Genomic DNA, 13,693 nt, shown 5'->3' on the forward strand with positions numbered 1-13,693 from the left:
CGTGTAATCTCGCGCATGGGACTTCTCCTTCATATAGGTTTCAGATTGAATTCAACAACCCAATCTTGGCACTTGATGCCGCTACCGTGAAGTGGGAAGTCCCTTCGTATTCCCCTCGCCCCGTTGGGCGATGGAGGGGGACTTCATTTGGCCAGGTGTGCTGCAAGCGCGTGCATGAATGACAGCCGCTTATGTTTCGACATGACGCGCTGCGCGCGTCATGTCTCCCCCCGAATTGGTATTTGTATTTTTCTCCACCCCCTTCTGGCTGCGCGGAGGAGCGCAGGCAAAAGCGGATCAGGGCTCGCGATTGTCTGAGCCGAAGGCGAGTTCGAGCGAGACCCCGCTTTTCACGAGCACCGCAGGCTGCCCGTAGCGAAGCGCAGGGACGCAGACAGCAGGGTCGCCTTTTCTTTTGCTTACTTTTCTTTTGGCGACGCAAAAGAAAAGTGAGTCGCCCGCCGGGGCGAGACCCGGCTTGCTGGCAAGCCACAGGCAAATGAATCAAAGAAGCTCAGCCCGAACGGTTAAGGCAAGAGAAATCGCTATACATTCAATAGCTGCTTGCGCCGACCACACAAGGGCTAGAGCCCTAAAAGGCTTAAGAAGTGCGTGATTCCACCGCCGCCGCAGGCGGCGCCGCCTGCAAACGCTGGTACTTCAGCCACAAGGTTTCCCGGCTTTCAATAAAAGCGGGATTGAGAGGAATACAAGCCACAGGACAAACCTGCACACACTGCGGCTCGTCAAAATGCCCGACACACTCCGTACAACGATGCGGGTCGATTTCGTAAATCTCTTTGCCCAGATAAATCGCCTGGTTCGGACATTCGGGCTCGCACACGTCGCAGTTGATACATTCGTCAGTGATCAGCAAGGCCATGGTTAAAGACCTTTCTGCGTACCTGCAGCATGCGCCTGCCGCAAGGCGGCCGCCACACCGCTGCTCACCATGTGCTGGACATCGCCCCCCAGCTTGCTGATCTCGCGCACCAGCGTGCTGCTGATACATTGCAAGGGCGCATCGGGCAACAAAAACACGGTTTCGACGCTAGGACGCAGCTTGCGGTTCATCGCCGCCATCTGGGCTTCGTAATCAAAGTCGGTGAGGTTGCGAATACCGCGCACCACGGCCACGGCCTGCTGCGCGGCGCAAAAATCCATGATCAAGCCATCAAAAGGCAAGACCCGAACATTGACCATGCCCCGCGTGTCGGCCTGCACCTGCGCAATCCGCGCGTCCAGGCTAAACAAGGTTTTTTTGTGGTGTGCCACCGCCACGCCGATGATGAGTTCATCAAACAAGCCGGCGGCGCGGCGCACGACGTCGTCGTGGCCCAGGGTGAAGGGGTCAAAAGTGCCGGAATAAACCGCAATGCGGGAGCTGGTCGCCATGCCGCAATTATGCCCCGCTGCCCACTGCGCCGCGTGCCCCTGCGCTTTGCAGGGCTACGCAGGCACGTTGCTGCGAACCAGCAAATGGAAAAACACCGCGCCGGCCTTGCCGCTGCGATGCACCTGCAGGCCGTAAGCCGCCAGTGCCTCGTCGTCCCAGGCCTGGGGCGCCTCCAGGTAGACATAACCGGCATCGGCCACCACCTGCGCCGCGGCCTTGAGTGCGGGCTCGAACAGCGGCGAGTCAAACGGCGGGTCCAGAAACACCAGTTGCAGGCTGCCGGCAGACTGCCGCCTGAGCAGGCTCAGGCCATCGCCGCGCTCGACACGCACCATGTCGGCCTGCAGCTTGAGCCGCAACGCGTCCAGTTTGGCGACCAGGCCGGCGTCCTGCTCGCACAGCAGCACCTCGGCAGCGCCGCGCGAGGCGGCTTCAAACCCCAGGGCGCCGGTGCCGGCGAACACATCCATGCAGCGCCAGCCCCGCAAGTCTTGGCCCAGCCAGTTGAACAGGGTTTCGCGCACACGGTCCGGCGTCGGACGCAGGCCGGGTTTGTTGGGGACCGGCAGCTTGCTGCGTTTGTACAGGCCGCCGATGATGCGGATTTCGCCGGGCGGCACGGACTTGCGTGCCACCACTTTGCCGGATTTGGCGCGCGGGCCGGGTTTGGCGGGTAACTTGTCTGCCACAGCGACAGGTGTGTATTTCATGGGGTTCCTCCGACGATCACCGTCACCATTTTTTCGGGTTGTAATTTGCGCGCAAACGCGGCCTTGATGTCCGCGGCGCTGACTTTGTCCACCTGTGTCGTCCAGCGGTCCAGGTAGTCCAGCGGCAAATCATTCCAGGCGATGTTGGACAAATTGCCGAGCAGCTTGCGGTTGCTGTCGATCAGCAGCGGAAAGCCGCCTATCAGGTTGTCCTTCGCCGCCTTGAGCTCGGCGGTGGTCGGGCCTTGGTCGACAAACTGCGTGATCACCTGCCTGGCCACCTCGGTGGCTTGTGTGGCCTGGTCGGGCCGCGTCTGCAGCCCCACCGTGAAGGCGCCGGCATGGCGGCCCGGCGAAAAGCCGCTGTAGACGCTGTAACTCAAGCCGCGTTTCTCGCGCACCTCTTCGGTCAGACGCGAGACAAAACCACCGCCGCCCAGAATGTAGTTACCCACCGTCAGCGCGAAATAATCCGGGTCATTGCGCTTGAAACCGGGCTGGCCCATCAAGACATGGGCTTGCGCCGAGTCAAAAGGAATACGCAACACCTCGGCACGTGTCAGCGCTGCCACTTCAGGCACAGGCGGCAAAGGTGGTGCCGTCGCACAGTCCAGTGCCGGCAGGCGCGCCAGCAAACCCGTGACCAGTGCATCGGCCTGGACACGGGTGACCGCCCCCACGATGCTGACCCGCGCCGTGCAGCGGTTGATGTAGCTCGCATGAAAAGCCTTCATGTCGGCCACGCTGATGCGGGCCAGGGTGGCTTCGGTCAGTTCATTCCCATAAGGATGTTTGCCGTACACCGCCTTGGTGAATTCGCGGGCCACCACACTGCCCGGGCGGGTGTAGGACTCCTTGAGCTGGGCCACCAGCCGCTGCCGGTCGCGCTGCCAGACATCGTCCGGAAAAGCCGGCTCGGCGATCTGCCGGGCCGCCAGCGCCACGGCTTTGCGCAACAGATCGGGTTCGGTCAGGCTGCGCAGCGAAAAACTGAAGCGGTCCGTTCCGGCCGAGGCCCCAAACGACGCGCCCAGATCGGCCCAGGCCTCGCCCAGGGCGTTTTCATCGAGTGCAGCTTCGCTATCCCGCGCAGCCACGCCTTTGGAGAGCAAGGCGGCGGTGATGCCGGCCAGACCGGCCTGCTCGGCAGGCACACGCCGGCCACCGCCATCCATATCGATCTGCACATCGACCATCGCAATGGTCGGGCTTTCAACCAGATAAACCTTGGCGCCGCTGGCCTGGGTCCAGTTCTGGATGGGAATTGCCGCCAGCACGAATGTATGACAAAAAAGGCCTGTAGCCCCTATCAGCAAAGCGCAAACAGCTCTATTTTTGATAGCACTTTTCACATGAAGTCCTGGGGAATCAGTGTTGAAGAAAACCGCGGCCAAGCCGTCAATGTCGGGACACCGCAGCCGGCGCACGTGGCCGGCGATTCGGGTCCGGCGGCTGCGGCAGCAAGGTGGCGACAGTCAACTGGTCGTCGCCGAAATAACGCGCGGCCACGGCCTGCACTTCGGCGCTGGTGATGGTGCGCAGTTGGGCAATCAAACGGGTGTCGGCGTCCAGCGGCAGGCCGTTGACCCAGTAGGAGCCGAGTTCGCGCGCCTGGCTGAACACGGCGTCGAGTTTATAGGTTTCGCTGGCAATCCACTGGGTTTTGACACGCTGGAGTTCCGCCTCGCTGACACCTTCGCGCGCCACCAGCGCGACCTGCTGGCGCAGGGCATCGGCCACTTGCTGCGCGGTCTTGCCGTCGGCCGGCACGCCATCCAGCGTAAAAATCTGCGGCCCCCGGCCTATCAGGCCATTGGAGGCGCCCGCGCTGTCGGCCAGGCGCTGGTCACCCTGGGTCAGCGCACGCTCCAGCCTGGCGCCGCTGTAACCGTCCAGCACCGCCGACAACACCGTCAGTGCGAGTGCATCGCGGTTGAAGGCATCGCTGCCCTCGGCCGCCTCCGGTGCGCGCAAGCCGGGCACCTTGTAAGACAGGCTCACGTAGGCCTGGCTGGCGCTGGCCTTGAAGTCCAGCCGGCGCGGCCCGGTCTGCTCGGGCTCCACACGCGGCTTGCGCACCGGCACCGGTCGCGCCGCCAGGTGGCCGTAATATTTTTCGGCCAGCCGCCGCACCTGGGCCACGTCCACGTCACCGGCCACCACCACCGCTGCATTGGCCGGCACATACCAGCGCCGGTAAAACGCGCGCGCATCGTCGGGCGTCATGGCCTCGATGTCGCTCATCCAGCCCACCACCGGGCGCCGGTAAGGCGAGGCGACAAAGGTGATGGCATTGGCCGTTTCATACATCAAGGCGTGCGGCGAGTCTTCGGTGCGCATGCGGCGCTCTTCCTTGATCACTTCGATTTCTTTTTTGAATTCTTCGTCGGCCCACTGGTTGTGGGCAAAACGATCAGCCTCCAGGCGCATGACTTCTTCAAGCTTGTTGGAGGGAATCTGCTGGTAATAACCGGTGGCGTCACGCGTGGTGAAGGCATTTTCCCGGCCCCCCAACGCGGCCACACGACGGGAAAACTCTCCCGGCTTCAACTCGGCCGTGCCCTTGAACATCATGTGTTCCAGCACATGGGCCACGCCCGAGGTGCCATCCACCTCGTCCATGGAACCCACCCGCACCCACAACATGTGGGCCGCCGTAGGTGCACGCCGGTCGGTTTTGACGATCACCGTCAGGCCGTTGGCCAACTGGAACCGGGTCACCGGCACGGCGGTGACCGGGGTCGAGGTGGTGGTTTGGGCCCGGGAAGAAAGGGCTAGAAAGGGGGTGAAGAGAAGGCAAAGCGCCAGAGGCAGATAGGTGCTGCGGGATGGTACGGAAAATCGGATAAATAACCCCATGAAATGCTGCCTCGTGTGTTTCATAGAATAGTGTGACTCCAAAGCACACCCAATGTTCAGTTTCTTCAAGAAAAAAAAGCCGGTTGATACACCCATCACCGCGCCAGCAGTACCCCCCAGCCCGCCGCCAGCCGACGTAGCGACACCCGCCAGCGGTGGCCTGATCGGTAGCGCGCTGGTCACACCGATTGGCATTCCTTTGCCCGGCGCGGTGCCGGCCGCGCGTGAACACTGGGTCAGCAAACTCAAATCCGGCCTGCACAAAACCGGCGCCAGCATTTCGGGCGTTTTCACCGGCAACCGCATTGACGACGCCTTGTATGAAGACCTGGAGTCGGCGCTGTTGATGGCCGACACCGGTGTAGCCGCCACCAGCTACCTGCTTGACGAGGTCAAGCGGCGTGTCAAGGACAGCGGCGTGACCCATCCGGTGGCCGTCAAAAACATACTGACCGAAGCACTGACCCAGTTGCTCAAGCCGCTGGAGCGGGCGCTGGTGATAGGCGAATTCAAACCGACCGTGATCATGGTTGCCGGTGTCAACGGTGCGGGCAAAACCACGTCCATCGGCAAACTCACACGACACCTGGCCGGTGAAGGCGCGTCGGTGCTGCTGGCGGCAGCCGACACCTTTCGTGCGGCCGCGCGTGAGCAACTGGAGGTCTGGGCCGACCGGAACATGGTGGAGATCGTCAGCCAGGCTGGCGGCGACCCCGCGGCCGTGAGTTTTGATGCCGTCAGTGCCGGCAAGGCGCGCGGCAAAGATGTGGTGCTGGTCGATACCGCAGGCCGCCTGCCGACGCAGCTGCATTTGATGGAAGAGCTGCGCAAGATCAAACGTGTGGTCAGCAAGGCCGACGCGAGTGCCCCGCACGAGGTGTTGCTGGTGATTGACGGCAACACCGGCCAGAATGCCTTGAGCCAGGTCAAGGCTTTTGACGACATCCTGCAACTCACCGGACTGATCGTCACCAAGCTGGACGGCACCGCCAAAGGCGGCGTGCTGGCGGCCATCGCCCTGTGGTCACGCGAACGCGCCAAAACCGCGCCGGGCTTGCGGCCGGTGCCTGTGTATTTCATCGGAGTTGGCGAAAAACTCGAAGACCTCGAAACCTTCAGCGCCCGGGAATTTTCCCAGGCCTTGCTGGCTTAGGAGGCTGCGCCAGGCCCTCAGGCCAGGCCGAGGCGTAGCAGCAAGACCCCCGCCACCACCCACGCGACGAGAAAAAACGTCTCGCCCAGCAACATGGCCACCGGCTTCCAGCCGAGTTTGAGCAGGTCTTCAAAACTGGTCTTCACGCCGGCGGCGGCAATCGCGGTCACCAGCATCCAGCGCGAAGTATCACCAGCCATGGTCGCCATGGCCGGGGTGATGGTGCCCACACTGGCCAGCATCACCAGCACAATAAAAGCCAGCAAAAAGCCAGGCACCAGCGGCACTTCGTTGTCCGGTGTCTTGACGTCGGGATGGGCGCGGTACAACACGGCGATGATCAGCACCACCGGCATCAGCAGCATGACGCGAAAAAGTTTGACCAGGGTCGCGGTATCGCCAGCCTGTGGACCCAACATCATGCCGGCGGCCACCACCTGCGCCACATCGTGGATGGAGCCGCCAAGCACAATCCCGGCCTGCGCCGGGCTCAAACCCATGGCATTCAGGCTGAAGGGGTAAATCACCATGGCCAGGGTGGACAAGACCGTGACGCCCACCACCGCCAGCAAGGTGAAACGTTCGTTCTCGCGGGTCTGCGGCAACACCGACGACACCGCCAGCGCCGCCGAGGCGCCGCAAATCGCCACCGCGCTGCCCGTCAGCAGCCCCTGGTCACGCGAACACCCGAGCCAGCGCGCCAGTGCCACCCCGAGAAAAATCGTCAGCAACACCGCCAGCACCATCAGCACGCCGGTCTGCACGCCGAGCTCGGCCACCTGCGAAAAGGTGATCCGTGCGCCCAGCAAGGCCACGCCCACACGCAGCACCGTGCGGCCGCAGAAGTTGATGCCTTTGACCACCTTCGGATGGCTGTTCAGGAAATGAAAAGCCAAGCCAATCAGCAAGGCATACAACAGTTGTGGCCCGCCGTAATGCTCGGACACAAAGGTGGCGGCCAGCGCAATCACCAGGCAGACCAGCACACCGGGGAAATACGACACCAGTTGTGTGCGCCAGCGACCAGGCACCTCACGTACGGTTTGGACCCAACTCATGTGGTTTTGGACAACATGCTGACGTAGTCATGCGCCTGGGTGTTGATGGTCGAGATGCGGTACTCCACCGGCTTGTCGCCAAAGGTCAGCGCCAGCCGGTGCACCTCCATCACCGGCGCACCGGCCGGAAGAGCCAGCACACGCGCCACGGACTTGCCCGCGGCCACGGCACGCGCGCGCTCCTGCGCACGTAACACGGTGATGCCGAAGTCGGTCTGAAAAAGTGCGTAAATCGTGCCCGGGCGTTCGGAGAAACGTTTTTCCGTGAGGTTGCGAAACATGGCGGCCGACAGAACCAGACGGTCATGTAACACCACCCGCCCGCGCAGTGCCAGCTTGTTTTCAATTTTGAACACCGCTTCGCCCGGCTTGATACGCAAGGCCCTGGCCTCGGCTTCATCGGCCTTGTCACGCGCAAACGACATGCAGTCGATCTCGGGAAACTCCTGCTCGCGCAAGTGATCGTCTTCCGGGTCCCAGCGCGGCTCCACGTGGAAAAACTGGAACATGAAACGGGCTTTGTTGTGCGGTGCGACAAACGTGCCCTTGCCCTGGCGCCGCACCAGCACATGTTCATGCACCAGCTCGTCCACCGCGTGGCGCAAGGTGCCCATGCTGACCTGCAGGGCCTGGGCCAGCGCCGTTTCGCTGGGCAGGGCTTGACCCGACCCGTAGTGCCCGGCTTCAATGATTTTTTGCAGTTCGCGCTTGACCTGGCGGTACAGCGGCAGCGACCCCGATCCGGACAGCGGCTTCAAGAGGCGGGCTTTGGTTTGAATCTCCACCGCCCTATTGGAACATTGCCGGCTGGTGTCGTACAGGTCATTTAGATGAGTTGATTGACAAGCCCGGACCCGTCCCTAGACTGGCGATTCGATTTAACTTCGGACCTCTGGAAACCCAATGATTCATTTTGTATTACATGATGCCAAAGACACCGTGGCAGTTGTGGTGGTGGAAGGTGTGAAGTCGGGCATGGACATGACCGGCTGGATCATGGATGAAGACAGCATGATCCATGTGAAAGCGCAACAGGACATCCCGATTGGCCACAAGGTCGCTCTGAAAGACATGGCCCTAGGGGACACCGTCTGGAAATACGGCATCGACATGGGCAAGGTGGTGGCCGACATCAAGGCCGGCCAGCACGCTCACGTGCATAACATCAAAACCAAACGCTGGTAATTTGACGACCCATCCAGCTACTGCGCGGCCCGCATGCGTCGTTGCGAATCCTCGCCGGGTTTCAACCCGGCTGCGGTTTTCGCCTAGCCTGCCGCCCGCTCGCTACGCCGGACAAACCATCGATTCACCAAAATTTGAAAAGGACTCCCATGTCAGTCATCGATAAAAACACCACCTTCCTGGGCTACCGCCGCGAAAACGGACGGGTCGGTGTGCGCAACCACGTGATCATTCTGCCGCTGGACGATTTGTCCAACGCTGCCGCCGAAGCCGTTGCCCACAACATCAAGGGCGCGATGGCGATACCACACCCCTATGGCCGGCTGCAGTTTGGCGCCGACCTGGAGCTGCACTTTCGCACCCTGATCGGTGCCGGCTGCAACCCCAACGTGGCGGCGGTGGTGGTGATCGGCATCGAAGACAGCTGGACCAAACAAGTGGTGGACGGCATTGCCAAGACCGGCAAGCCGGTGGTAGGTTTTGGCATCGAGGGCCACGGCGACCACGAAACCATCATGCGTGCCTCCAAGGCCGCACGCGAGTATGTGCAGTGGGCCAGCGAAAAACAGCGTGAGGTCTGCGGCATTGCCGAACTCTGGGTCTCCACCAAATGCGGCGAGTCCGACACCACCTCGGGCTGCGGCGCCAATCCGACGGTGGGCAACGCGTTTGACAAGTTACACCCGCTGGGCAACTACCTGTGTTTCGGCGAAACCACGGAGCTCACCGGTGGTGAACAAATTGTCGCCGAACGCTGTGCCAGCGATGCGATTCGGGAGCAGTTCATGTTCATGTTCAACCGCTACCAGGCCGTGATTGACCGCCACAAGACCAGCGACCTGTCGGACTCGCAGCCAACCAAGGGCAATATCGCCGGCGGCCTGACCACCATCGAAGAAAAAGCCCTGGGCAACATCCAGAAGATCGGCAAGAAGTGCACGGTGGACGGTGTCATCGACAAGGCCGAAATGCCGACCCATCCGGGCCTGTGGTTCATGGACTCGTCCAGCGCCGCCGCCGAGATGGTGACCTTGTGCGCCGCATCGGGTTACGCCCTGCACTTTTTCCCCACCGGCCAGGGCAATGTGATCGGCAACGCGATTGTTCCGGTCATCAAGATCTGCTCCAACCCACGCACCGTGCGCTTGATGAGCGAACACATTGACGTCGACACCTCGGGTTTGCTGCAACGCGAAATCACGCTGGACCAGGCCGGCGACAAGCTGCTGGAAAACATGCTGCGTACGGCGAATGGGCGTTTGACCGCAGCAGAAGCGCTCGGTCACCGCGAATTCGTTTTGACGCGCCTGTTCGAAAGCGCTTGAGCGTGCGAGCCCGCATCGTTGTCACCGAGTTCATGGACGAACGCGCCGTTGCGCAGCTGGCGGCCGTACACGACGTGTTGTACGACCCCCTGCTGGTGGACGACACGCCGCGCATGATCACCGAGGTCCAGAAGGCGGACGTGCTGATCGTGCGCAACCGCACCCAGGTGCGCCACGCCCTGCTAGGCGCCCTGGGCCGCTGCAAGGTGGTGGGCCGGCTGGGTGTGGGGCTGGACAACATTGATGTCAGCGGCTGTACCGCCAAAGGCATTCAGGTGATTCCCGCGACCGGTGCCAATGCCCTGAGCGTGGCTGAATACGTGATGGCCAGTGCGATGTTGTTGCTGCGCGGCGTTTATGCCTCGACACCCGCTGTCGCCGCTGGCCAGTGGCCGCGCAATGCCCTGAGCAATGGCCGGGAGACCGCGGGCCAGACACTGGGCATCATCGGTTTCGGCTCTATCGGGCAAACCACCGCGCGCCTGGCGCAAGCCCTGGGCATGAAGGTGATGGCTTTTGACGCCATGCTCACGCCCGACGCGCCGGTGTTCGCACAAACCGGCGTTCGCAGTGCCGCGCTGACCGAGCTGATCAGCCGTGCTGACGTGATTACACTGCACGTGCCGCTGGTGGACACCACACGCGGACTGTTCAATGCTGCACGTATCGCCGCGATGAAACCAGGCGCCATCCTCATCAATACCTCGCGTGGCCACATCGTGGACCTGGCGGCACTTGCCGCGGCGCTGCGCTCCGGCCAGCTGGGCGGTGCCGCCATCGACGTGTTTGATGTGGAACCCCTGCCTGCCGATGCGGCGCTGTTGAACTGTCCCAAGCTGCTGTTGAGCCCGCATGTCTCCGGCCTCAGCGTGGAGTCCAATGAGCGTGTCTCTTTCATGATTGCCGACAAAATTCTGGAGCAACTGCGTTAATGGCCCAACTGTCTATCGAAGAAGCCACCCATCTCGTGACGCGTGCACTACGCCTTGCCGGCGCGGGTGAGGCCATGGCGGCCAGCACCGCGCGGGCGCTGGTCCGCGCCGAGGCGCAAGGCCTGGCCTCGCACGGTCTGAGCCGTGTGCCGCAATACACCACCCACCTGCGCAACGGCAGGGCCAATGGCCAGGCCTTGGCCGTCGTGGTCAAACACAAAGGTGCGGCCGTGCTGGTGGATGCCCAACAAGGCCTGGCCTTTCCGGCCTGTGAACTCGCCGTGGCGACGGCCATCAGCACCGCGCAAACGCTGGGCGTGTGTTTTGCCGGCGTGACCAACAGCCACCACTGCGGCGTGCTGGTGGATCACCTGCGTCCCGTGGCCGCTGCCGGCATGGTGGGCCTGGGGTTTGCCAACTCGCCGGCGGCCATGCCGGCGGCCGGAGGCAAACACCCGATTTTTGGCACCAACCCGGTGGCCGCGGTGTTTCCGCGCAGAAATGCCGACCCCTTGATGATTGACCTGTCCCTCAGCGAAGTCGCACGCGGCAAACTCATGGTGGCGGCCAAGAACAAGCAGCCGATTCCTTTGGGCTGGGCACTGGACGCCCAAGGAAACCCAACCACCGACGCCCAAGCCGGGCTGGCCGGCTCCATGTTGCCGCTGGGCGCGGTCAGCAGCCCCAAAGGTTCCATGCTGGCGCTGATTGTCGAGTTGCTGGTGACCGCCGTGGTGGGTGCGCAATTCGGTTTTGAAGCCTCCTCGTTTTTTGTCGACGAAGGCAATGCGCCACGTATCGGCCAGGCCTTTGTGGTGATCGACCCGGGCGCACTGGCCGGCAGCGACGTGTATTACGAACGTATGGAAACACTGATCAGCGACATGTTGATCGACGACGGGGTGCGCCTGGCAGGCGCTCGCCGAATGCGGCTTGAGGAACAAGCCATGAGGTCAGGGTTAACGATTCCTGATGCACTGAAAACCCAGCTCGATCTGCTGGCCGCCTAGGCGGGTTTGGACGGCCTCTGATCCAGAGGTAGTGCGGACTGGCCTTTATTCAAAAGAAGGAGACAAGCATGAAACGTCGAGACATCGTCATGGCTTCCGCCGGTGCCGCTTTGGTGGCGCTTCCCGGCTGGAGCCAGGCCCAGGGCTTTCCCAAACCCGGCGCCACCATCAAATACGTCGTGCCTTTTGCACCGGGCGGACTGACCGACATGATGGCGCGCACCGTGGCGCAAAAACTCAGCGAGTCCTGGAAGGTGTCGGTCATTGTGGAAAACAAGGCCGGCGGCAATGCGCAAATTGGCGCGGAGCAAGTGGCCAAGTCGGCCCCCGACGGCAGCAGCCTGCTGGCCATCACCCTCACCCATGCGGCCAATGTCGCCCTGTTTCCCAACGCGGCCTACAGCTTTGGCAAAGACCTGCGCCCGGTCGCGCTGCTGGCCGGCTCGCCCATGCTGGTGGTGGTGCCGACGGGCAGTCCGATCAAGGACTTCAAGGACCTGGTTGCGCTATCCAGAAACAAACAGCTCAACGCTGGCTCCAGCGGCAACGGCACACCACCACACCTGACCATGGCGCTGTTCAACGACCTCAACAAAACACAGATGACCCACGTGCCCTACCGCGGTGGCGCGCCGTCCATGTCCGATTTGATAGGTGGCCAGTTGGATGTGATTTTTTCCAACTTTCCGGAATCGATTGCCCACGTCAAAGGCGGCAAGCTGCGCGCGCTGGCCATTTGCAGCCAGGGTCGCCATCCCATGGTGCCGGACGTTCCGACCACCACGGAGTCGGGCATGCCCGGGCTCCTCGTCGAGAACTGGACCGGCGCCATGATCCAGGCCAAAACCTCCGACGCCATCGTCGACAGCTACTCGCGCGAAATGATCAAGACCATGTACAGCGCCGATGTGGAAGAACGCGCCAGGCAGCAGGGCTTTCGCGTCACAAGCAAAGGGGCGGATGAGTTCTCGGTTTTTCTGAAAAGCGAGATTGAGCGCTGGAGCCGCATCATCCGGACCGCAAACATCACGGCGACCTGAGCGAACCGGTGGTTTCCCGGCTTCCCCAAGCGGTCGCCCTGGATTAAAGTATCTTTCAGGCCGGCCTCTTTCCGGCGCTGGAGAGACCACCATGGACAGCAGCACCCTTCCCCACACGCCCGACGGCACACGCCGGGTCGATCAGTTGCTGGCGCATTATGGCGAAAGTCACCAACACCCGACCAACGAACTGATTCATTTCGTGGCCATACCCCTCATCATGCTGAGCCTGGTCGGCATGTTGTTTGCCATTCATCCCTATGTGGCTTACGCGTTTATCGCGGCGAGCATGGTGTATTACGCACGACTGTCGCTGGTGTTTCTGGTCGCCATGGCCTTGTGGTCGCTGATCAGCATTGCGCTGCTCCTGGCCACGGGCTCGCTGCTGCTGCCGCTGAGCATCGCCATCTTTGTCGGCGCCTGGGTCCTGCAGTTCATCGGCCATAAAATGGAAGGTAAAAAGCCCTCTTTTTTCGAGGACCTGCAATACCTCTGGGTTGGCCCGCTGTTTGTCCTGGCCAAACTTTTTGGCAAACTGGGCATACGCTGGTAGCTTGAAAACGCTGCTCCTGCCCGCATCTGGAAACCATTGATTTTCCGGGGATACCTCTCTTGCCCAACTTTATAAGCCGTGTTTTACGTTTTGCCCTGCGCCTGATGCTGTGGCTGTTTGCTGCGATTTTTGCCTTCAGCCTGCTGTGTGCCGGCCTGATCATTCTGGTTTTCAGCCTGCTGAAGTCGCTGATCACCGGCCAAAAGCCCAAACCCATGGCGTTTGGCCGTTTTCAGCAGTTCTCGGCGCAAACCATGTGGCCGGGCGCCGGCGCCCGTGAGGCCGCCGCAACGCGCCAGGCCGATGTCGTGGACGTCGAAGTCCGCGAAATCCGCGACGACAAACGCCTGCCCTGAACCGGGCGCACCAGCGGTGCGCGCCTCCTCCGTCCCATCCCTTTCTCCAGCTTCTCGTGGTTTTCCCTGAGCTGGATTTGATTTCCATTTTTTCGTATACGATATAAATAATCCCA

Annotated in this window: 15 protein-coding genes; 8 read left to right on the top strand and 7 right to left on the bottom strand. The window is 61.9% G+C overall.

Going from position 1 to position 13,693, the window contains the following annotated elements:
* Window positions 1-601: 601 nt before the first annotated feature.
* The 5 genes from R6254_RS06050 to R6254_RS06070 are packed head-to-tail and all read right to left on the bottom strand — an operon-like array spanning window position 602 to window position 4,965.
* The gene (locus R6254_RS06050) at window positions 602-883 is read right to left on the bottom strand and encodes a YfhL family 4Fe-4S dicluster ferredoxin (protein ID WP_318405226.1); all 282 of its coding nucleotides are present in this window, start codon (window positions 881-883) and stop codon (window positions 602-604) included.
* A gap of 2 nt (window positions 884-885) precedes the next feature.
* The gene (coaD, locus tag R6254_RS06055; protein ID WP_318405227.1) at window positions 886-1,395 is read right to left on the bottom strand and encodes a pantetheine-phosphate adenylyltransferase; all 510 of its coding nucleotides are present in this window, start codon (window positions 1,393-1,395) and stop codon (window positions 886-888) included.
* Window positions 1,396-1,449: 54 nt separating this feature from the next.
* Window positions 1,450-2,106: a 16S rRNA (guanine(966)-N(2))-methyltransferase RsmD gene (gene rsmD / locus R6254_RS06060; protein ID WP_318405228.1), complete on the bottom strand. Its 657-nt coding sequence runs from the start codon at window positions 2,104-2,106 to the stop codon at window positions 1,450-1,452.
* Window positions 2,103-3,458 (bottom strand): M16 family metallopeptidase, encoded by a 1,356-nt coding sequence (locus R6254_RS06065; protein WP_412103116.1) that lies wholly within the window; start codon window positions 3,456-3,458, stop codon window positions 2,103-2,105. The genes rsmD and R6254_RS06065 overlap by 4 nt, the downstream gene beginning before the upstream one ends.
* Window positions 3,459-3,504: 46 nt before the next feature.
* Complete coding sequence (locus R6254_RS06070; RefSeq protein WP_318405232.1) at window positions 3,505-4,965, bottom strand: M16 family metallopeptidase; 1,461 nt, start codon at window positions 4,963-4,965, stop codon at window positions 3,505-3,507.
* A 52-nt stretch (window positions 4,966-5,017) separates the two neighbouring features.
* Between R6254_RS06070 and ftsY the strand changes: the two genes are divergently transcribed.
* Window positions 5,018-6,118, top strand: coding sequence for a signal recognition particle-docking protein FtsY (gene ftsY, locus R6254_RS06075; RefSeq protein ID WP_318405234.1), 1,101 nt, complete (start codon window positions 5,018-5,020; stop codon window positions 6,116-6,118).
* Window positions 6,119-6,135: 17 nt separating this feature from the next.
* Here the strand turns inward: ftsY and R6254_RS06080 are convergent, their stop codons facing one another.
* Together R6254_RS06080 and R6254_RS06085 are read right to left on the bottom strand one after the other, a co-directional pair.
* The gene (locus R6254_RS06080; RefSeq protein ID WP_318405236.1) at window positions 6,136-7,176 is read right to left on the bottom strand and encodes a YeiH family protein; all 1,041 of its coding nucleotides are present in this window, start codon (window positions 7,174-7,176) and stop codon (window positions 6,136-6,138) included.
* The gene (locus R6254_RS06085) at window positions 7,173-7,934 is read right to left on the bottom strand and encodes a GntR family transcriptional regulator (RefSeq protein WP_318405238.1); all 762 of its coding nucleotides are present in this window, start codon (window positions 7,932-7,934) and stop codon (window positions 7,173-7,175) included. Before R6254_RS06085 ends, R6254_RS06080 begins: the two co-directional genes overlap by 4 nt.
* Window positions 7,935-8,079: 145 nt before the next feature.
* Here R6254_RS06085 and R6254_RS06090 point away from each other — a divergent pair, with 145 nt between their 5' ends.
* From R6254_RS06090 to R6254_RS06120, 7 genes are all read left to right on the top strand, one after another.
* A complete protein-coding gene (locus R6254_RS06090) occupies window positions 8,080-8,361 on the top strand; it encodes a flagellar biosynthesis protein FlgA (protein WP_318405240.1) in 282 nt (93 codons plus the stop codon).
* Between the two features lie 149 nt (window positions 8,362-8,510).
* Complete coding sequence (locus R6254_RS06095) at window positions 8,511-9,686, top strand: UxaA family hydrolase (protein ID WP_318405241.1); 1,176 nt, start codon at window positions 8,511-8,513, stop codon at window positions 9,684-9,686.
* Between the two features lie 32 nt (window positions 9,687-9,718).
* On the top strand, window positions 9,719-10,618 hold the full coding sequence (locus R6254_RS06100; protein WP_318406056.1) for a hydroxyacid dehydrogenase: 900 nt from the start codon (window positions 9,719-9,721) through the stop codon (window positions 10,616-10,618).
* Entirely contained in the window at window positions 10,618-11,628 is a 1,011-nt protein-coding gene (locus tag R6254_RS06105; RefSeq protein ID WP_318405243.1) for an Ldh family oxidoreductase, read from the top strand. The genes R6254_RS06100 and R6254_RS06105 overlap by 1 nt, the downstream gene beginning before the upstream one ends.
* A 68-nt stretch (window positions 11,629-11,696) precedes the next feature.
* Complete coding sequence (locus R6254_RS06110; RefSeq protein WP_318405245.1) at window positions 11,697-12,668, top strand: Bug family tripartite tricarboxylate transporter substrate binding protein; 972 nt, start codon at window positions 11,697-11,699, stop codon at window positions 12,666-12,668.
* Window positions 12,669-12,759: 91 nt separating this feature from the next.
* A complete protein-coding gene (locus R6254_RS06115) occupies window positions 12,760-13,221 on the top strand; it encodes an Mpo1 family 2-hydroxy fatty acid dioxygenase (RefSeq protein WP_318405246.1) in 462 nt (153 codons plus the stop codon).
* Between the two features lie 59 nt (window positions 13,222-13,280).
* Complete coding sequence (locus R6254_RS06120) at window positions 13,281-13,577, top strand: hypothetical protein (RefSeq protein WP_318405247.1); 297 nt, start codon at window positions 13,281-13,283, stop codon at window positions 13,575-13,577.
* The last annotated feature ends 116 nt before the right edge of the window (window positions 13,578-13,693 follow it).

This window comes from Polaromonas potterensis (genome assembly GCF_033446725.1).
In the GTDB taxonomy this organism is placed as follows: Bacteria; Pseudomonadota; Gammaproteobacteria; order Burkholderiales; family Burkholderiaceae_C; genus Polaromonas.